Origin of the sequence: Paraburkholderia sp. SUR17, from assembly GCF_029536165.1 — a bacterium.
In the GTDB taxonomy this organism is placed as follows: Bacteria; Pseudomonadota; Gammaproteobacteria; order Burkholderiales; family Burkholderiaceae; genus Paraburkholderia; species Paraburkholderia kururiensis.
In genome coordinates this window covers 2,105,708-2,124,641 of record NZ_CP120509.1, presented here as the reverse complement: position 1 = coordinate 2,124,641, position 18,934 = coordinate 2,105,708, and the positions used below count along the sequence as shown (strand labels likewise).

Genomic DNA, 18,934 nt, shown 5'->3' with positions numbered 1-18,934 from the left:
AACGTACCATGGCGTTCCGTCGCGGCGGCCACGGCATGCCCCACCGAAGGTCGCACGCGAACCCTCCCGCCGTTTGCCCGGCTCGTCACGATCGTCACGTCCATCATGCACACACGCATCACGCCCTTGCTCTCGCCTGCCATCGGCACGCGGCGCGAGCTTGTCAGTTTCCATTTCGGTTCTTCGTCCCGGGGGGACGGCGCCAAGATCTACATCCAGTGTTCCCTGCACGCCGACGAAACGCCGGCCATGCTGACAGGTGTGATGCTGAGACGCCGCCTTGCCGCGCTCGAGGCGCAAGGCGTGCTGGCCGCGGAGATCGTGCTCGTGCCAGTGGCGAATCCCGTGGGTCTTGCGCAGAACGTGCTGGGGCAGTTCGTCGGTCGCTTCGAATTGCTGAGCGGCAAGAACTTCAACCGGCATTTCCTCGATCTCGCCGCGCTTACGGCAGGCGTCGAAGAGGCCTTGACGAGCGATGCCGGGCGCAACGTCCAGATCGTGCGCGAAGCCGTGCGAGCGGCGCTTGCCGCGCAGACGCCGCAGACGGAGTTCGAATCGCTGCAGCTGGAATTGCTGAGGCTTTCGTTCGACGCGGACGTCGTGATCGACCTGCATTGCTCGCTCGAAGCCACCATGCACCTGTACACGAGCGACGCGGGATGGGAGGCGTTCGAACCGCTTGCGCGCTACCTGGGCGCGCGGGCGTCGCTGCTCGCCACAGATTCGGGCGGCCTCGCGTTCGACGAAGCGCACAGCCTCTTCTGGTGGGGTTTGCAGCAGCGTGCGCCGGCAGGGCGGCCCGTGCGGGCGGGCACGGTGGCGACGACGGTGGAGTGTCGCGGTCAACGCGACGTGACGTGGGAGACGGCGCAACAGGACGCCGACGCCATTGTCGATTTCCTCATGCTGCGCGGCGCGATTCGCGGCGAGCCGAAGCCCTTGCCTGCGCTGCTCGCCGACGCTACGCCGCTTGCGGGCAGCGAGCCTTTTTACGCGCCGGTGAGCGGCATTCTGGTGCATCGCGTGGAGCCGGGCGCTGCGGTGCGCGCCGGCGATGCGCTTTTCGACATCGTCGATCCGATCACCGACGAAACGGTCACGCTCACGAGCCGCACCGACGGCATCCTTTACATGCGGCGCGCCGTGCGTTTCGTGACGGCCGGTGCGCCGCTGGGTCGCGTAAGCGGCGTGCGGCCCATTCGCAGCGGAGTGCTGCTGAGCGCGTGAGCGCATTCATCGCGCACTGAACGTGGGCACGTGTTGCCCACGGCGTTCATCAGAGCGCGAGCGCGGCCGCGACGCCTGTCGCGATACCTGCCACCGCCGCGGCGATGGTCACGCCTTGCAGCCAGTTGCGCCGCGTGAGCAGCGTGATGGCCGCGAGTGCAATCGAGATCTGGATCAGCGTGGTGGCCTGCGCCCAGCGGTGGTGCCGGTGCAGTTGCGTTTCGGCTGCGGCGTCGTTTCGTTCCACTTCCTTTTCGAGCGCTTCCGCCTGCGTGCGGATGGGCTCCTTCTGGTCGCGATACTTTTTCACGTCGGCTTCGAACTTCGCACGCGCGGGCGAATCGGCGGGTGCGAGCGCCGCGCCCAGTTCCGCGAGATTCTGCTTTTCGCCCTTTGCCTGGTAGTAGGCCCACTGATTGGCCGCTTCCGTCTTGCGGATGGCGGCCTCGTTCTTGTAGTAGAGCGCGAGGTTCTCGGTCGTGCCGCTCTGGTAGGAGAGGATCGCGCCCACCGTGGCGAGCACCGCGGTCATCACGGCGATGCGGCCCGGCAGCGGGTCTGCGGACGGTTCGCCGCCGTGGGCGCTGTGTCCGCTGTGTCCGCTGTGTCCATGTACCGCGTGCTCCACGGCGTGATCATGGGGTCCGTGAACTTCATATTCTTCAGGCATGGCTCGAGGCGTTCCGAGGAGACGTAAGAAAGGCGTTAGGGTAAAGCAAAGCAGGCCCGCGCGGTCAGGCGCGAAAACCATGGCGGGCGCGTCTTGTCACAGCGGCTCGTCGTGGCTGCCGGAGGTGACCGCCGGGTAGTGGTCACAGGGCTGTGATCACGACAGTCGGCCGTAGGCGTTACGAGGCGGTCGTGCGGCGCTGCTCGATGCGCTCCGTGACCCAGCACACGGCGAGTGCGCACACCGTGCCGAGTGTGACTTCCGCGAAGCGCACGAGCGCGATGTTCCATGCCGGACCGCTCGCGGGCACGAGCAGGACGATGGTGGTCGTAATCGCGCCGAGGCGCGCGGCGCTTCCCATGTTGAAGCACCAGCAGCCCGCAATGACGATGGCCACGCTCGCCATATAGACCGCGAAATGCAGCCACGCGTGCGTGAAATGCGGCCACGCGTTCGTGGCGCCCGGGCCGCCGCCCAGCATGGCGCCCGCGAATCCGACCAGCCCGCCCGCTATCGCCCCGATGAACTGGTCGCGCGAGAGATGCATCGTGTCGCTGTAGCTGTTCTGCGTGACGGCGATGGCCGTGATCGCCGCCCAGAACGCCTGTTCGGTATGCAGCGCGAGGCCGATGCCATAGGCGAGGCTCGCGCTCAACACGGCCTGCAACGCCATCAACAGACCTTGGGCCAGACGTCCCTTGAACGGCAGCCCCTTGATGAGATCGAACATCGACCGTTGCAGGGCGTCGAGGGCATCGATGCGGTTTTCTTCGCGTGTTTTCATCGGTGAACGAGGGGGTGCTTCAGGAGGTGTTTTCATACGCAGAGCGTCCGCAGGTATTGGGCCGCGTGTTCGAGGTCGTGTTCGATGGCGCGCCGCACGCCGGCTGCGTCGTGTTGCTTCAACTGTTGCATGAGTTCTTCGTGGGCGTGGTTGAGCGTTTGCGCGAAAGCGGCGTCGCCGAACAGCAGGTTCGAAATCGGGCCCACCTGGAGCCACACCGTTTCGATCAGATCGACGAGCAGCGGCGAGCCGCCTGCGCGATAGAGGATCAGATGGAACTTCTCGTTGGCGTCGAGGTAGCGCTTGTGCTTGCCTTGCGCGAGCGCGTCGGCCATGGCGGCGGCGAGTGTGTCGAGGCGGCCGATGTCGCGTGCCGAGAGGTGCGGCACGCCGCGCTCCGCGGCCTCACCTTCGAGTATCAGGCGCACGTTGAGCACGTCGTCGAATTGCGCCTTCGTGAGCTGGGGCACCACGACGCCGCAGTTCGGCACATTGACCACGCCCGATTCGGCCGCGAGCCGTTGCAGCGCCGCGCGCACGGGCATCTCGCCCACGCCGAGCTGCGCCGCGAGATGATGGATCTTGAGCCGCTCGCCCGGCATGAAGCGGCCCACGGTGAGCCACTGACGCAGCGTGGCGTAGGTCTCGTCCTGGAGCGAATGATGATGGCGGGTTTTCATTGACCTCGATGTGTCTTTACGTGGGTCACGTGAGCGCGGCGAGGCACGCGGCGAACGTATCGACGAGGCGATCCACGTCTTCGGCCGTTGTTTCCGGACACACCAGCATCATGTTGTGGAACGGCGTGATGAGCACACCGCGGTTGAGCAGGTACAGATGAACGATGTGCTCGAGTTCGTCGTCCAGTTGCGCTCTCGCCTCGCTGCCGTTGCGCGGCGGGGTGGGCGTGAACTGGAATTCGGTGCGCGCGCCCACGCGCGTCACGCACCAGGGCAGCGTGTGGCGCGCAATCGCCTCGTTGAGTCCGTCTTCGAGACGGCTCGCCAACGCGAACATGTGGGCATAGGCCGCTTCGGTCATGACCTCGGCGAGTGTTGCGCGCATCGCGCTCATGGCGAGCATGTTCGCAGTAAGCGTGGTGCCGATACCCGAGTGACCGGGCGGCGCGGCGCGCTTCGCCTGCTGCGCGCGGGCCGCGAGTTCTGCGCTGAAGCCGTAGACCGCGCACGGCACGCCGCCGCCCACGGGCTTGCCGAGCACGAAGAGGTTCGGCTCGATGCCGTGCGCCTTCGCGTAGCCGCCGGGGCCGCTGCTGATGGTGTGCGTTTCGTCGATGGCAAGCAGTGTGCCGTGGCGCCGGATGAGCGCCTGGGCTTCCTGCCAGTAGCCCGCCTCGGGCAGTACCATGCCGATGTTCGTCATGGCCGGCTCCGCGAGCACGCAGGCCACGTCGTCGCGCTTCAACGCATCGGCCAGCGCGGCGAGGTCGTTGAATTCGACTACGCGCGTGTGTTCGAGCAGGTCGTGCACCTGGCCCAGCAGGCTCGCGCGCTGGGTGGGCCGTCCGTCGATCAGATCGACGAACACGTCGTCCACCGTGCCGTGATAGCAGCCGTTGAACACGACGATCTTGTCGCGCCCCGTGGCGGCGCGCGCCCAGCGCAGCACGAAGCGGTTGGCGTCGCTCGCTGTCATGGCGAACTGCCAGTAGGGCAGGCCGAAACGGCGCGCGAGTTCGGCGCCGACCCACACTGCGTCTTCGCTGGGCAGCATCGTGGTGAAGCCGCGTTCGGCCTGGGCCGCGAGCGCGCGTGCGACGGGTGGCGGCGCGTGGCCGAACATGGCGCCCGTGTCGCCGAGGCAAAAGTCCACGTAGCGGTGGCCGTCCACGTCGGTGAAGCGGGCGCCGCGTGCTTCGTCCACGTAGAGCGAGAAGGGCGTGGACCAGTCGTTCATCCAGTGCAGCGGCACGCCGAAGAGCAAATGCTGCGCGGCTTGCGCGGAGAGCGCCTGCGACTTCGGCCGCGCGGCGGCAAAGGCATGACGTTCGTGCTCGAGCAGCGCTTGCGCGCGTTCCCAGTTCACACCGTGACGAATCTTCAAGCGACGCTCCTTCGAATGGTGACCCGCGGCTGGGTGCGTGTGAGCCACACGCACCGGTTCGTGGCGGCATTGGATTTGATCAAATCCTGGCACGGAAAGCGGATGCTGTAAATTTGATCAAATTTTCCCGTGCGCGCACGGCGCCTGGGTCCAGGGTGGCAGGGAGCGAAGGCGCGGCGTTTTTTGTCGTGTGGCATCGCGAAACCGTCATAAACCGCGGGCTCCCGCTGCGCCGGCCATGCCGGTGCCCTCCCGCCGCGCTCCGGCGAGCGTCGCGCGGGCAGGGTAAAATGCCGCCGAGCCCCGTCTGGCGCGGCTCAGCAGGCGATAGGGATAGGCAATTCCCGCGATCAAACTAACCAATTTTGCAGCGGTGCAGCATTCCCGTAATCTTCGTCTGTCGCAGTTTTATTCACGTTTCAACCCGAACGTCTCAACCCAACCGCGTAAGGAAAGCACGCATGTCTCTCATCAACACGCAAGTCAAACCGTTCAAGGCCACGGCATACCACAACGGCGAATTCGTGCCGGTTTCGGAAGAGAACCTCAAGGGCAAGTGGTCGGTCGTCGTGTTCTACCCGGCTGACTTCACGTTCGTGTGCCCGACGGAACTGGGCGACCTGGCCGATCACTACGCCGAGTTCCAGAAGCTGGGCGTCGAAATCTACGGCGTGTCGACGGATACGCATTTCACGCACAAGGCGTGGCACGACACGTCGGACACGATCAACAAGATCCGCTATCCGCTCGTCGGCGACCCGACGGCAACGCTCGCCCGCAACTTCGAAGTGTTGATCGAAGAAGAAGGTCTCGCGCTGCGCGGCACGTTCGTGATCAACCCCGAAGGCCAGATCAAGCTGTACGAAGTGCATGACAACGGCATCGGCCGCGACGCGAAGGAACTGCTGCGCAAGGTGCAGGCTGCGCAGTACGTGGCAGCGCACCCGGGCGAAGTGTGCCCGGCGAAGTGGACGCCCGGCGCTGAAACGCTGAAGCCGTCGCTGGACCTCGTCGGCAAGATCTAAACGCTCTCATAACGACCACGGTCGTTCCCGACCGGGCCACTTTTCCCACTCATTTGCATGAGCCGCAGGCGCCATTCGCGCCTGCGGGTGGCCCGGTGTTTGCCTTTTTTCTGTACCGCCATTCGCCGGAAATCGCCATGCTCGACGCCAATCTCAAGAATCAACTCAAGAGCTATCTCGAAAAAATCACGCAGCCTATCGAGATCGCCGCATTTCTCGACAACGGCGAGAAGTCGGCGGAATTGCAGGGGCTGCTGCAGGAAATTGCTTCCCTGTCGGATCGCATCACGCTTGCCGAGCATCGTGACGCGGCAGCCCAGGGCGAGCGCGCGCCTTCGTTCACGCTGCGCCGCCCCGGTACGGACATCGCCGTGCGCTTCGCGGGCATTCCGATGGGCCACGAATTCACCTCGCTCGTGCTTGCGCTGCTGCAGGTGGGCGGGCATCCGGTGAAGCTCGAGCCGGAAGTGATCGAACAGATTCGCAACCTCGACGGCGATTTCGCCTTCGAAACCTATGTGTCGCTGTCGTGCCAGAACTGCCCGGAGGTGGTGCAGGCGCTCAACGTGATGTCGGTGATCAATCCGCGCATCCGCCACGTGACGATCGACGGCGCACTGTTCCAGGACGAAGTGGAAGCGCGCCAGATCATGGCGGTGCCCACGATGTACCTGAACGGCGAGGTTTTCGGCCAGGGCCGTTGCAGCGTGGAAGAGATTCTCGCGAAGCTGGATACCGGCGCGAGTGCGCGCGCGGCCGAGAAGCTCAAGGCGAAGGAAACCTTCGATTTGCTCGTGGTGGGCGGCGGCCCCGCCGGCGCCGCCGCCGCGATCTACGCAGCGCGCAAGGGCATTCGCACGGGTGTGGTGGCGGAACGCTTCGGCGGCCAGGTGCTGGATACGCTTGCCATCGAGAACTTCATCTCGGTGCAGGAAACCGAAGGACCCAAGTTCGCGACGGCGCTGGAGCAGCACGTGCGCGCCTATGACGTCGACATCATGAATCTGCAGCGTGCCGAGGCGCTCGTGCCGGGCCAGCAGATCGAGATTCGCCTCGCGAGCGGCGCGGTGCTGCGCGCGAAGAGCGTGGTGATTGCGACGGGCGCGCGCTGGCGTGAAATCGACGTGCCGGGCGAGCGCGAGTACCGCAACCGCGGCGTGGCGTACTGCCCGCACTGCGACGGTCCGCTCTTCAAGGGCAAGCGCGTGGCCGTGATCGGCGGCGGCAATTCGGGCGTGGAAGCGGCGATCGACCTCGCCGGCATCGTGAGCCACGTCACGCTGCTCGAATTCGGCGCCGAACTGCGTGCCGATGCCGTGCTCCAGCGCAAGCTGTTCAGCCTCAAGAACGTGACGGTCATCAAGCAGGCGCAGACCACGGAAGTGGCCGGCGACGGCAGCAAGGTCACGGGCCTGCACTACCTGGAGCGCACCACGGGCGAGAAGCGTCACCTCGAACTGGAAGGCGTATTCGTGCAGATCGGCCTCGTGCCGAACACGGAGTGGCTGAAGGGCACGGTCGCGCTGTCGAAGCACGGCGAGATCGAAGTGGACGCGAAGGGCCAGACGTCGGTGCCGGGCGTGTTCGCCGCCGGCGACGTGACGACGGTGCCGTTCAAGCAGATCGTGATCGCAGTGGGCGAAGGCGCGAAGGCTTCGCTGGGCGCGTTCGAGCATCTGATCCGCTCGTCGGTGGAGCGTGAGCAAGACGCGCAGCAACTGGCCGAAGTGGAATAAGCCGACGCCGGCACAGCTGGTCAGCTCAGCAAAAAAGAAACGGCCCGCCATGAATGGCGGGCCGTTTTTCATTGAGCGCGGCGGGACGCGATTGCGTTGAAGGCGGCGCAATCTGCCGCGCGCGTTTAACCGCACTTAGCTGCACTCAGCCGCGCACGCCGATCTGCTTCTTCCAGCTATCGACGATGCGCTTCGCGAGCGCATCGTAATTGCCGCCGAAGTGATGGTCGCCCGGCGTGCGCACGAGTTCGATGCCCTTGCCCGCGAGCGACGGACACAGCGAATCGGGCTCGCGCTCGCCGTACACGCACTGCACGATGGCGGGCGGCATCTTCGCGAGTTCGGGGCTCACCGGCAGCGCCTTGTCGCTCGCGGGCATGCCGAGCCAGCCGGTCACGCGAATCTGGAAATCGGCGTCGGGCGCAAAGCCCAGCAGCGACACGAATGACACCTTCGCCCGCAGCGCCTCGGGCAGGCGGTTGTACGCGAACGGCATGACGTCGGCGCCGAACGAATAGCCGACGAGCGCGATCTGGCGCGTGTGCCAGCGCGCGCTGTAGGTCTTCAGCACGCGGGCCAGATCGTGGCTAGTTTGTGCGGGCGTCTTTTCGCGCCAGAAATAGCGCAGCGAATCCCATCCCACCACCGAAACGCCTTGCCGCTGCATCGCTTCGGCAATGGTCTTGTCGAGATCGCGCCAGCCGCCGTCGCCGGAAATCACGACAGCGAGCATGTCCGAAGGATGTGCGGCAGGCAGTTCGACGAGCGGCAGGTCGGAGACGTCCTCTTCGCTCTGGACCTCGGCGCGCAGATGCGGCTCGGTCAGCGCGCCGAGGCGCGCGGCCTTCGTCATGCCGGGGGCGAACGTTTCTTGAGTGACCTGGTGCGCGCCGGTTGTCGTCGCAGGAATCGCGGAGCCGGCCGCGGAATTCGCCGCGCGGGTCACGCCTTTGGCGAGGAATCCAGGCAGCCCGGGGCCGCGGCTCAGGGCCGGGTCGGCGGGGCAGGGCGCGAAGCGCGCGTCGAGCGTCTTGTCCGCATCGACCGACACCGCGCCTGCAATCGTATTGGCCGGCGCCTGCGCGAGCGTGCGTTCCGCGAGCAGCGCGCCTTCGCCCGTGCCGGCGACGATCGGCGAGTAATAGCGGTTCGATTCCACCTGGCGTTCAAGCTGATGCCCGATCGCTTCGGCGTCGCCGTAAAGCTTGTGGCAGTTTTCGCGCGTGGCGGCGGTGAGCTTCGCGGCGTAGCGCGCCGTATCCACGCCCACCACGAGGGCGCCGTGGCGCGCGAGCGCGTCCGCGGCTTGCTGGTCGGACGGCGCCCAGCCGCTTGCCTGCGAAAACAGCACGACGAAGCCACGCATGTCGCCCGCGGGCTTCGTGACGGTGACGTCGCCATAGCGGCCGCCCGCTACGTGGTCGGGTGTTTCGGCGTGCGCGGAAGGCGCGAAGGCGAGGGCCGAAGCGAACGTCAACAGCGCGGCCGACGCCGCGCGCACGAGGCGCGGCGAGCCGGCTACCTTGCGGCCTGCCGAAGCCGAAGCCGAAGCCGAAGCCGAAGCCGAAGCCGAAGCCGAAGCCGAAGCCGAAGCCGAAGCCGAAGCCGAAGCCGAAGCCGAAGCCGAAGCCGAAGCCGAAGCCGAAGCCCGCCCACAAACCACGCGTGCTGCCCGGATCAAACCTACTTGAATCAACCCAGTAGCCTTCACGACCGCGACCCTCCCGCCAAAAGCGAAAGATCGGCCAGCGTGAGCAGCACGCTAACCGACCCGGAAGCCGCCAGATAACGTGGCTCCCAGTGCGGCTGAAACTTGTTCTTGAAGCCGCGCAGGCCGCGGAAGTTGTAGAACCAGCCGCCGAAGCGCCAGGCGAGCGCCGCGGCGCGGTGCCAGGGCGAAGCGAGCGGTGTCGGCTGCATGCCCGAGAGCGGCGCGACGCCGAGGCTCAGCGAGCGGAAGCCCGCGCTCTTCAGATGCAGCGCGAGCTGTGTGAACAGATATTCCATGGCGTAGGGCGAAGCGTCGGGCAGGTGGCGCATCACGCCGACCGTCGCTTCGGTATGGAGGTCGGTGGTCATGAAGGTGACGAAGGCGAGCGGCTTGCCTTGCTGGCGCACCAGCATCACGGATTGCGCCGCGAGGTAGCCCGCCGTGAAGGCCGCCACCGAGAAGCTCTTTTCGCGCGCCACGCGGCTTTCGAGCCACGCGTCGGAGATCTCGCGCAGGATGGGCAGGCAGTCGGGCACGCGGTCCGGCTCGATCAGCTCGATGGAAAAGCCGTCGCGCTCGCCGCGTTTCAACGCGTAGCGCAGATGCGCACGGTGCGAGCCCTTCAGTTCGAACTCGGGCAGTGCGATGTGCGCTTCCTCGCCGAGTTTCATCAGCGTGAGGCCGGCGTCCAGATAGAGCGGCAGCGCATCGGCGCGCACCTGGTAGAACGCGGCGCGCCCGCCGTGCGCGTGAGCGAGTGCGACGAACTGGCGGATCAGGCCGGGCCATTCGCAGCGCGAACCCACCGGGTCGTGCAGCGCGGCCCACGTGCGTCCGCGCTTGGCGTACATGAGGAAGGCTTCGCGCGACTCCGAGAACAGGAAGCTCTTGTCGCCCATCATCGCGAGCACGGCGTCGCTGCGCTCCTGGGCGCGCACGATACGCGCGGCTTCGAGCAGATCGGCCTCCTCGGGTTTTTCGAAACGGCCCGGCGCGGGCCGCAGCAGTTGCCAGCACGCGAGCGCCGCCGCGAGCAGACCGGCGGCGAGTGTGGCGCGCAAGGCGCGCGGCGCGCGTTCGTCGAATGCGAACTGCCACCAGAGGTGCTGCGAGTATTGAACGTCGCGGAAAGCGAAGAAGAGCAGCCACACCGCGAGCGCGATCACCATGCCCACCGACACCAGCCAGCCCGGCGTGAAGCGTTCGGCGAACAGCGACGAATGACGGTTGAAGCGCTTGCGCGTGGCGAGCAGCAACGCAATCAGCACGCACAGCACGCCCGCTTCCACGAACGCGAGACCCTTGGCGAGCGAGAGCGCGAGGTTCAGCGACGCAATGATGAGCGCGAACCACCAGGCCGCGTCGAGGCGCCGCAGCAGACCGCGGGCCACGAAGAGCAGCAGCACGCCGAACAGGCTCGCGAGCATCTGCGAGCTTTCCATGACCCACAGCGGCAGCACCGTTTGCAGGATCGCGATGCGCTTCATGAACGCGGGCGTCGCGCCCGAAATCACGAGCATGCCGCCCACCACGAAGGTGCAGATGGCGAGAAAGAGCGGGGCGAGCTGCGAGACGCTTTGCGCACCGCGCTGCGCAAGGCCGGATGCGAGCGGTGCCTTGAGCGCGCGTCCTTCGAAGACGGCGAGCACGCCGGCGGAGAGCGCGAGCGGCACGCCGAAGTAGATCGCCCGATAGGCGAGCAGCGCGGCGAGCACCTGCGGCATCGGCACGCTGCCGCCGAGCGCGTAGACCATCGCCGCCTCGAAGACGCCCACGCCGCCCGGCGTGTGGCCGATCATGCCGAGCAGCATCGCGGCCGCGTAGACGGTGACGAACTGGACAAAGCCCACGTGCGCGGCTGCCGACGTGTCGCCGTGCGGCAAGAGCGCCCAGAGCGCGAGGCCGGCCGCGACCACGTCGACGGCGGCGAGCGCGAGTTGCGCCACAAGGTCGCGGCGTGCCGGAATGTTGAACGAGAGGGCGTCGCGACCGAAGAGTCGCAGCTTTTTAGGCGCCGTGCCGCACGCCGCGATCAGGGCGCCGCTGCCGGCGAGCAGCACTGCGCCGAAGAGCCGCAGCGTGTCGGGCGCGAGCCCCATCATGCCGGCGAGCGTGCCGGCCGAAGCGACCATGCCGGCCGCCGTCATCATCGCGAGGGCCAGTGCGAGCGTGACGCTCGTGAACACGGTCATGCGGCCCACCTGCACGGGCGTGACGCCCGCCACGCCGTACACGCGACAGCGCACGGCGCCGCCCGTCAGCGCGCCGAACCCCGTGGCGTTGCCCAGCGCCGAGCCGACGGTGGCGCCCACCCACAGCGGCAGGCGCGGCACTTTGGCATCGACGTAGCGCAGCCCCACCGCATCGCGGCCGACGAGCGCCACGAAGCTCGCGGCGGTGGCGCCGAGCGCGCCGATCCACTCGCTCGCGCTCAGGTGATACAGGTGCGAGACGACGGAGCGGTAATTGACGGTTTGCGAGAGGTGTTGAAAGACCAGCAGCAGGAGCGCGCACACGCTTGCCGCAAGGACGGGCACCGTAAAGCGCTGCAGGTGCCGCGAGCCACAGACGCGCCGCGCAAGAGCACGGACGCGGGCGAAGCGGGATGAATCAGTGTCGGACATGTATCGGCAAGGATATGGACTGGCATCGTGCCGCTGTGACCTCGAAGTTCGAGGCGCTGTCCGGCGGCGGCACGGTCGATCCTTTACAGCTTGTTTACGCGTGTCGGGCGGGCGGAGCTTCCGCCGACCCTTCTAGCGCGTGACCGCGCGCCTGCGTATGCGCCCACCGGCGTGTTCCGCCCGTTAGCGCGCGTAAAGATTTCGTAAAAGACAGCAAACGCTTATAACGGCCGAATGGTTGACGGGCTTTAGGGAAATGTCTGGATTTGTTGTGTTAATGAAAGATTTAATCCGGGCCGGCGTTTATTTGTGTTTTGCGGACGCTTTGTCGATCGGGCCGGCGATGAGCGGGGCCAGCCCGGGAAGTCAGTGCCGCTGAAGGTGGGCCGGTAAATGGGGGTAAATGGGGGGCAAACGGGGGCAAACGGGGCGCGTCGAAGCGAGCGCTCAGGGGACCAGGTCCCAGTGATCAGGCCTCGGGAACTAAGCCTCGGCCCGGCCTTGCGCGGTGAGCCGCACAGCGGCGACGCTTGCGGCCATCACGGCGAGCATGCCGAGCAGTTGCGTCGCCGAGAGCCGTTCATGCAGCACCACGAAGCCCAGCGCCGCGCCGATCGCGGGCTCGAGGCTCATGAGCACGCTGAAGGCGCCCATGTTCATGCGCCGCAGCGCCATCATTTCGAGCGAATACGGCAGGAGCGGCACGAGCAGCGCGAGGCCTGCGGCCGTCGGCCACAGGGCGGCAGGCAAGCCGGCCGGATCGAGCGTGCGCGCTACCGGCAAGGCGACGACGGCGGCAACGGCGAGCGACAGCGCGAGTCCTTCCTGCTGCGAAAACAGCTGGCCGACGCGACGGGTAAGGATGATGTACGCGCCCCAGCCCAAAGCGGCGCCGCACGCCAGCAGCATGCCGGCCGGGTCCAGCGGACCGTGGGCGCTGCCCGTGCTCATGGCAAGCACGCCAGCGCCGGCCAGCACCGGCAACGCGAAGCGCGGCCAGCCGCGCAGCGCCGTGGCGGCCACCGCGAGCGGCCCCAGAAAGCCGATGGTCGCCGTGGCGCCAAGCGGAATACGCAGCACTGCCTCGAAGTAGCAGAGCGTCAAGCCCGCCATCGCCGTGCCGAGCGCGAGCGCCGCCCGCCATTGGGCGCCGGTCAACCGCAAGAGACGCGGCCGCGCCAACAGGAGCAGTACGAGGGCGGCGCACACCAGCCGCGACGCGGTGACGGAGGCGGAGCCGTGCGCGGCCATCAACGGCTCGGAGAGCGCCGAGCCCAACTGCACGCTGATCATGGAGCCCGTCGCGAGCGCGGGGCCCGCGAGGCGCGGCGATGCGGATTCGGTGGCTTGCGGTGTCACGGTCGAGTCTCCATCGATAGTGTCACCACAGTACGCGCGCGCTGGGTTCAAAGGAACGTGGCAGAATCTATCACCTCCCATAACGTTCTCTTATGGCTATGGATCTCGATATCGGATCGTTGCGCGTCTTTCTTGCCTGCGTGCGGCTCGGCAGCATCAGCCGCGCGGCGCAGGCGTTCGGGCGCACGCAGCCGGCGCTCAGCCAGCAATTGCGCCGGCTCGAAGAGCTGGTGGGCGACGCGCTGTTTCAGCGCGCGCCCAAAGGCGTTTCGCTGACCGATACGGGGATGGCGTTGCTGCCCTACGCCGAGCGCATCGTCGCGCTTTCGGGCGAGGCGCTGGCGGGCGCGCCCCGCGCCACGTTGTCGGGGCGTTGCAGCGTGGGCCTCCTGGAAGACCTCACCGGTACTGCGTTGCCCGCCGCGTTCGCGGACTTCAGTTGTCTGCATCCATCGACGACGCTCGAACTGCTGGTGCTGGGCGGTGCCGAGACGATGGCCGCGCTGGAGGCGGGCCGCATTCAGCTTGCGCTCTGCGATGCTGCGTTTCTGGAACGGCCGCTGCGCTGGGGCACGCATGTGCCGCTCGGGTGGGCGGCGGCCGAGGGCTTTGATGCGTTCGCGGACCCGCTGCCGCTCGTGCTGTTCTCGGAGCCGTGCCGCTGGCGCAACGTCATTTTTTCGGCGCTCGCGCAGGCGGGGCGCCAGTGGAAGGTGGCGTTCGAAAGCGGCAGTCTTTCGGCGGTTCAGGCGGCGGTGCGGGCGGGCGTCGGCGTGGCTACGCTGTTGCCCACGGCGACCGGACCGGGCATCGCGCGCGTGCCCGACGCGGTCGGTCTGCCCGTGCTGCCCGACATCGAAATTGGACTCGCGCGGCGGGCCGGCAATGAAGAGGACGGTCTCGTGAACGCGGTGGAGGCGTTGCTCAAGCAGTTGGTGGCGTAGAGAAAGCGCGCAGAGCGCACGTGGCAGAGGCCGCTGAATGGGAAAGAGGTGCAGCCGAAGTCCGAGAGAGAAAGGCGCAGCCAGAATCGCCGAATGGGAAAAATGCGGCCGAGGCCATTAAAAGGGAAGAACGCGGCCGAAGCCACCGAAAAAGAAAAACGCGGCCGAAGCCACCGGAAAAGAAAAACGCGGCCGAAGCCGCGTAAGCGCATCATGCGGCCGGATGGGCCGAATCAGCGTGGAGATCGAGGAGATCGCCTTCGGGAAGACGATGCAACAAAGCCGCCCGAATATAGCGAAATCCACTGACGATATTGATTCCGGAAATGGCAATTCAGTGTTGAATGTGATGCAGGAATGACGATGCCGATCGCTCGCGGGCTCGCCTGGTGCCCGTTTAGCCGCTGTTTCAGGGCGAATGCCGTACAAAGCGACAGGTCCTGCCGATACACCGCATGCAGGTACCGTCATTATTTCTTATCCGCCGAATAACAATTGTGCGGAATAATGGGAATTTCATTGGCCGCTCGTCACCATTTTGATACAACGCGTTTAGTCAGCGAATCGACTGGAATTAAGGCGGGTTAGTCTCCTCGGGCAATTGCAGCATGGGTCAATCTCATTGGTTAGCCTCATTGGCTACCCATTTCGCGCGCATTGCCTCGTTTATAAACAGGAGAACATCAATGAAAAGACTCGCCCTTACCATGCTGGCGCCGTCCGCACTGTTTGCGGCCGGCGCGGCCCACGCGCAGACCAGCGTGACGCTGTACGGCACCATCGATACCTCGATCACCTACGTGCACAACGCTCAGGGCAACCAGAATCTCTGGGCGCTCGGCAACAGCAGCAACGGCAACCTCTCCGGCACGCGCTGGGGTATCAAGGGTTCGGAAGACCTGGGCGGCGGTCTCCATGCAATCTTTCAGCTCGAAAACGGCTTCAATCCTTCGACAGGACAACTCGGCCAGGGCAGCCGCCTGTTCGGCCGTCAGGCTTATGTCGGGCTGGCGAGCGCGCAGTACGGCTCGCTCACGCTCGGGCGTCAGTACGATCCGCTGATCGACCTCGTGCAGGGCCTCACCGAAGACAACTACTTCGGCAGCGCCTTCGCCACGGCGGGCGACGTGGACAACTACGACAACAGTTTTCGCGTGAACAACGCCGTGAAATACGCGTCGCCGGTCTGGTACGGCCTGCAGGCCGAGGCGATGTATTCGTTCGGCGGCGTGGCGGGCAGCACGGGCGCGGGCCAGTCGTACGCGGCGGCGGTGTCGTACACGAACGGGCCGCTCGGCGTGGCCGCGGGCTACTTCTATGCCGCCAACAGCCAGGCGACAGCAGTGCCGCGTACGACATGGGACAGCACGTCGGACGGCACCTTCGACGGTCCCGTCAACACCGGCTACCAGACTGCCCATTCGCTTTCCATCGCACGCGTGGCGGGGCAGTACGCCCTTGGACAATTCACGTTCGGCCTTGCCTACAGCAACGCGCAATACCGTCCCGACAGCAGCTCGACGTTCGTTTCCAGCGAGAAGTACAACACGGGCCAGGGCTGGTTGAACTACCAGGTTGCCGCGCCGTTGCTGGTGGGTCTCGGCTACAGCTACACGAAGGCAAGCGGCGATACGTCCGCCACTTATCACCAGGTTTCGCTGGGCGCCGACTACAACCTCTCGAAGCGCACCGACGTCTATTTGACCGCCGCATATCAGCACGCGAGCGGCCAGACGGGCAACGGTACGGGCGGTTCGATGCCGGCACAGGCGTCCATCGGCTCGTACGGCTATGCCGGCACGAGCACGCAGGAGATGGTCAATCTGGGGCTGCGCCACAAGTTCTGACCGGTGTTGGTCGCGCCATGCACGTCGCCGCGCGGCCGCGTTGCCCCGAAAAGGGTGAAAAGGGCGAACGCGGTACGCGGCGGCGGCTCCGCATCGTCGTGACCGGATGGCGCTTCAATACGGCCTCCCGTCACGTTGCGAACACGCGGAACACGCCGGCGAACAGGCCCGAGAAACGCGCGAGCACCGTGCGCGGTGCCCGCCACGCACTCGTCAGCGAGACCCGTGCGGCTTCGTGGCTGTCGGTGCTGAGCCAGATCCGCTCGCCGCGTTGCAGGCGCATTGTCTCGCCCGCCTTCATCCAGTAGTCGTAGGGCGAGCGAATGCGCGTGAGCCAGATGCGTTCGCTGTGCACGCGCAGTTCGGCGTCGGCGGTGACGCGCCAGGTGACGGTCTCGGCCGGGTTCACCGCGAAATGGAGCACGAGCTTCGGCAATGCCTCGTCGTCGCGCGGGTTTTGCTGCGCGGGCCGGTGGCTTAACAACTGAGATGCGGACTGCAAGCTGGACTGCTGTGACGCCTCTTCCATCTTCTTTCTCCGTCAGTAGAAGCCGACAGAGGAAGGGCGCCGTCACCACAAACTAAAAGGCCCCAAACCTTGTCGGCGGGGCCTTGTGATACGCAAGTGATGCTACCTGCTATCGCGCACGCGTCCCCCATGACTCGAACCAACGGGCGTAACCCCAATGGTTGTTCATTGGCTTATTAATCGCGATGGTGGCGAGGGCTGGCGTATGCATGCGAACGAGTGTGTCTCGACTGGCGGGTAATTGTCAATCTTTGTGTCGGCCTGCGCCGAAAAAACATTCGCGAGCAGGCTCGCCGCAGCGGACGCGGCCCTTCATGCGGCCTTCCACGCCGATGGGAAATGCAGATGGAACCGCGTGCCTGCCTCGTCGCTTTGCACGCTCACGGTGCCGCCGTGCAGGTCCATGATGGTCCGCACGATCGCGAGGCCGAGACCCGTGGAGCCGGCCGCCGTGCTCGTGCGCGATTCGTCGGCGCGGTAGAAGCGGTCGAAGATCCGTTCGAGATGCTCCGGTGCGATGACGGGCCCGGGGTTGGCCACCGTGACCGTGATGCCCTGGGCGTCCGGCGCGGCGCTCAGCGTCACGGTCTCGCCGCGCGGCGTGTAGCGCAACGCGTTGGCGAGCAGGTTGCTCACCGCGCGGCGGAACAGGTCCACGTCGGCGCGCAACGTGCCCTTCGCGTCCACGCGAAGGGCAATGCCGTTTTCATCCGCGATGCCTTCGAAGTAGTCCGCAATGCGCGTGAGTTCTTCCTGCGCTGCGAACGTGCTCGCGCTGCGCGCGAATTGCGGATGTTCGGCGCGCGCGAGGAACAGCACGTTTTCGACCATGCGCGACAGGCGCTCGCATTCCTCGATGTTCGACACCAGCAGCGCCTGATATTCGTCGACGGAGCGCGGTCGCGCGAGCGCCACCTCGCTCGCGCCGCGCATGTTGCCTAGCGGTGTGCGCAGATCGTGGGCGAGGTCGGCCGTGAACTGCGAGAGCCGCTGATAGCCGAGTTCGAGCCGGGCGAGCATCGCGTTCAGCGCGTTGGCCAGCGCGCGCAGTTCGGCGGGCGCTTGTGCCGCATCGATGCGCGTATCGAGCGCGCCCACCGTGACGCGCGCGGCGCTGCCCGCCATGTCGCGCAGCGGCTTGAGCGTCTCGCGCACGGCCGCGTAGCCGAGTATGGCCGCCGCCGCGAGCGCGCACAGCGTGATGCCCGCAATGATGAGCCGGTAACGCGCGAGCAGCGCTTCGCGGTCGCTCATCTCGCGGCCCACCACGGCCTCGATCACGCTGCCGTCGCGCAACTGCATGCCGGTGGCGACGCCGCGCAGGCTCAAGCCGCCCGTACCGCGCCACGCAGTCACGTCGTGTTCGAGAATGCGGTGCGTGAACGAGACCTGCTTCAGCGTGCCGATCGCAAACTGCGACGGGTTGCGTTCGAGCAGCACGTTGCCGGCCTTGTCCGTGATGCGCATGAAGAACGCCTGGTTGCCGAGCACGAGGCTGCTGAGCCGCGACTCGTGCTCGCGGATGTCGTCGATGCCCTGCAGTTCTTCGGCGAGGCGGCGCAGGTGGCGCGCGGTGAGCACGAGATCGAGGTCGTCCTGCGCGCGGATCTGGTCGGCGAGTGCGTCGTAGAGCACGGCGCCGCCCGCCGCGAACACGAGCACCGTGATGGCGGCAAACCAGAGCGCCAGCCGCGCGGTGAGCGACAGCGGCCGGCGCATCAGCCTTCTCTCGCTTCGAGCACGTAGCCGACGCCGCGCACGGTATGAATCAGCTTCACGGCGAAGTCGTCGTCAATCTTCGCGCGCAAGCGGCGAATGGCGACGTCCACCACGTTCGTGTCGCTGTCGAAGTTCATGTCCCAGACGTAGGAGGCGATCTGCGTGCGGCTCAGCACCTCGCCGGTGCGTCTTGCGAGCAGATGCAGCAGCGCGAACTCGCGCGGCGTGAGGTCGATGCGCTTGCCCGCGCGCCGCACGCGCCGCTGGCTCGCATTGATTTCGAGGTCGGCGATGGTGAGCGCGTCGCCCTCGCGCGCCTGACCGCGCCGCGCCAGGGTGCGCACGCGCGCAAGCAGCTCGACGAATGCGAACGGCTTGATGAGGTAGTCGTCCGCGCCCAGTTCGAGGCCGCGCACGCGGTCTTCCACTTCGTCTCGCGCGGTGAGGAACAGCACGGGCGTGTCCTTGCGGCCGCGCAACTGCTGCAGCACCTGCCAGCCGTCCATGCCGGGCAGCATGACGTCGAGCACGATAACGTCGTGTGCTTCCTCGAGCGCGAGGTGCAGCCCGTCCACGCCGTTGCGGGCGACGTCCACGACAAAGCCGGATTCTTCGAGGCCCTTCTTCAGATAGTCGCCGGCCTTGGGCTCGTCTTCGATCACGAGAACCTTCATTACGGCACCCTCGTTGGTGAA

The 18,934-nt window shown here is 66.4% G+C and carries 16 protein-coding genes; 6 read left to right on the top strand and 10 right to left on the bottom strand.

The window, feature by feature from the left end; genetic code table 11:
• Nucleotides 1–105: 105 nt before the first annotated feature.
• On the top strand, nt 106–1,227 hold the full coding sequence (locus tag P2869_RS26775) for a succinylglutamate desuccinylase/aspartoacylase family protein (protein ID WP_277598476.1): 1,122 nt from the start codon (nt 106–108) through the stop codon (nt 1,225–1,227).
• 49 nt (nt 1,228–1,276) lie between these two features.
• Here P2869_RS26775 and P2869_RS26770 read toward each other — a convergent pair whose 3' ends face one another.
• The 4 genes from P2869_RS26770 to P2869_RS26755 all read right to left on the bottom strand — a co-directional run bounded on the left by P2869_RS26770 (nt 1,277) and on the right by P2869_RS26755 (nt 4,745).
• Nucleotides 1,277–1,897 (bottom strand): DUF4337 domain-containing protein, encoded by a 621-nt coding sequence (locus tag P2869_RS26770; RefSeq protein ID WP_277598475.1) that lies wholly within the window; start codon nt 1,895–1,897, stop codon nt 1,277–1,279.
• Between the two features lie 178 nt (nt 1,898–2,075).
• Nucleotides 2,076–2,681, bottom strand: a complete 606-nt coding sequence (locus tag P2869_RS26765; RefSeq protein WP_126878709.1) for an FUSC family protein — start codon at nt 2,679–2,681, stop codon at nt 2,076–2,078.
• Between the two features lie 32 nt (nt 2,682–2,713).
• Complete coding sequence (locus tag P2869_RS26760; protein ID WP_277598474.1) at nt 2,714–3,361, bottom strand: GntR family transcriptional regulator; 648 nt, start codon at nt 3,359–3,361, stop codon at nt 2,714–2,716.
• Nucleotides 3,362–3,386: 25 nt separating this feature from the next.
• Nucleotides 3,387–4,745, bottom strand: a complete 1,359-nt coding sequence (locus tag P2869_RS26755; protein ID WP_277598473.1) for an aspartate aminotransferase family protein — start codon at nt 4,743–4,745, stop codon at nt 3,387–3,389.
• Nucleotides 4,746–5,206: 461 nt separating this feature from the next.
• On the opposite strand from P2869_RS26755, the gene ahpC reads away from it, so the two are divergent.
• Entirely contained in the window at nt 5,207–5,770 is a 564-nt protein-coding gene (gene ahpC / locus P2869_RS26750) for an alkyl hydroperoxide reductase subunit C (protein ID WP_042303364.1), read from the top strand.
• A gap of 137 nt (nt 5,771–5,907) precedes the next feature.
• Complete coding sequence (gene ahpF, locus P2869_RS26745) at nt 5,908–7,506, top strand: alkyl hydroperoxide reductase subunit F (RefSeq protein ID WP_277598472.1); 1,599 nt, start codon at nt 5,908–5,910, stop codon at nt 7,504–7,506.
• A 145-nt stretch (nt 7,507–7,651) separates the two neighbouring features.
• Here the strand turns inward: ahpF and P2869_RS26740 are convergent, their stop codons facing one another.
• Nucleotides 7,652–8,983: an AcvB/VirJ family lysyl-phosphatidylglycerol hydrolase gene (locus tag P2869_RS26740; RefSeq protein ID WP_277598471.1), complete on the bottom strand. Its 1,332-nt coding sequence runs from the start codon at nt 8,981–8,983 to the stop codon at nt 7,652–7,654.
• A 46-nt stretch (nt 8,984–9,029) separates the two neighbouring features.
• Here P2869_RS26740 and P2869_RS26735 point away from each other — a divergent pair, with 46 nt between their 5' ends.
• Nucleotides 9,030–9,197, top strand: coding sequence for a hypothetical protein (locus P2869_RS26735; protein WP_277598470.1), 168 nt, complete (start codon nt 9,030–9,032; stop codon nt 9,195–9,197).
• A 16-nt stretch (nt 9,198–9,213) separates the two neighbouring features.
• On the opposite strand, the gene mprF is transcribed toward P2869_RS26735, so the two are convergent.
• Nucleotides 9,214–11,841, bottom strand: a complete 2,628-nt coding sequence (gene mprF / locus P2869_RS26730) for a bifunctional lysylphosphatidylglycerol flippase/synthetase MprF (protein WP_277598469.1) — start codon at nt 11,839–11,841, stop codon at nt 9,214–9,216.
• A 483-nt stretch (nt 11,842–12,324) separates the two neighbouring features.
• Nucleotides 12,325–13,200, bottom strand: coding sequence for an EamA family transporter (locus P2869_RS26725; RefSeq protein ID WP_277598468.1), 876 nt, complete (start codon nt 13,198–13,200; stop codon nt 12,325–12,327).
• 92 nt (nt 13,201–13,292) lie between these two features.
• Between P2869_RS26725 and P2869_RS26720 the strand changes: the two genes are divergently transcribed.
• Both P2869_RS26720 and P2869_RS26715 read left to right on the top strand, forming a co-directional pair.
• The gene (locus P2869_RS26720; protein WP_277598467.1) at nt 13,293–14,144 is read left to right on the top strand and encodes a LysR family transcriptional regulator; all 852 of its coding nucleotides are present in this window, start codon (nt 13,293–13,295) and stop codon (nt 14,142–14,144) included.
• A gap of 686 nt (nt 14,145–14,830) precedes the next feature.
• Nucleotides 14,831–15,991, top strand: a complete 1,161-nt coding sequence (locus P2869_RS26715) for a porin (RefSeq protein ID WP_026121561.1) — start codon at nt 14,831–14,833, stop codon at nt 15,989–15,991.
• 130 nt (nt 15,992–16,121) lie between these two features.
• Here P2869_RS26715 and P2869_RS26710 read toward each other — a convergent pair whose 3' ends face one another.
• From P2869_RS26710 to P2869_RS26700, 3 genes are all read right to left on the bottom strand, one after another.
• On the bottom strand, nt 16,122–16,520 hold the full coding sequence (locus P2869_RS26710) for a DUF2917 domain-containing protein (protein WP_277598466.1): 399 nt from the start codon (nt 16,518–16,520) through the stop codon (nt 16,122–16,124).
• 312 nt (nt 16,521–16,832) lie between these two features.
• The gene (locus tag P2869_RS26705) at nt 16,833–18,239 is read right to left on the bottom strand and encodes a heavy metal sensor histidine kinase (protein ID WP_277598465.1); all 1,407 of its coding nucleotides are present in this window, start codon (nt 18,237–18,239) and stop codon (nt 16,833–16,835) included.
• Nucleotides 18,239–18,913 (bottom strand): heavy metal response regulator transcription factor, encoded by a 675-nt coding sequence (locus P2869_RS26700; RefSeq protein ID WP_017775318.1) that lies wholly within the window; start codon nt 18,911–18,913, stop codon nt 18,239–18,241. The genes P2869_RS26705 and P2869_RS26700 overlap by 1 nt, the downstream gene beginning before the upstream one ends.
• Nucleotides 18,914–18,934 lie beyond the last annotated feature (21 nt).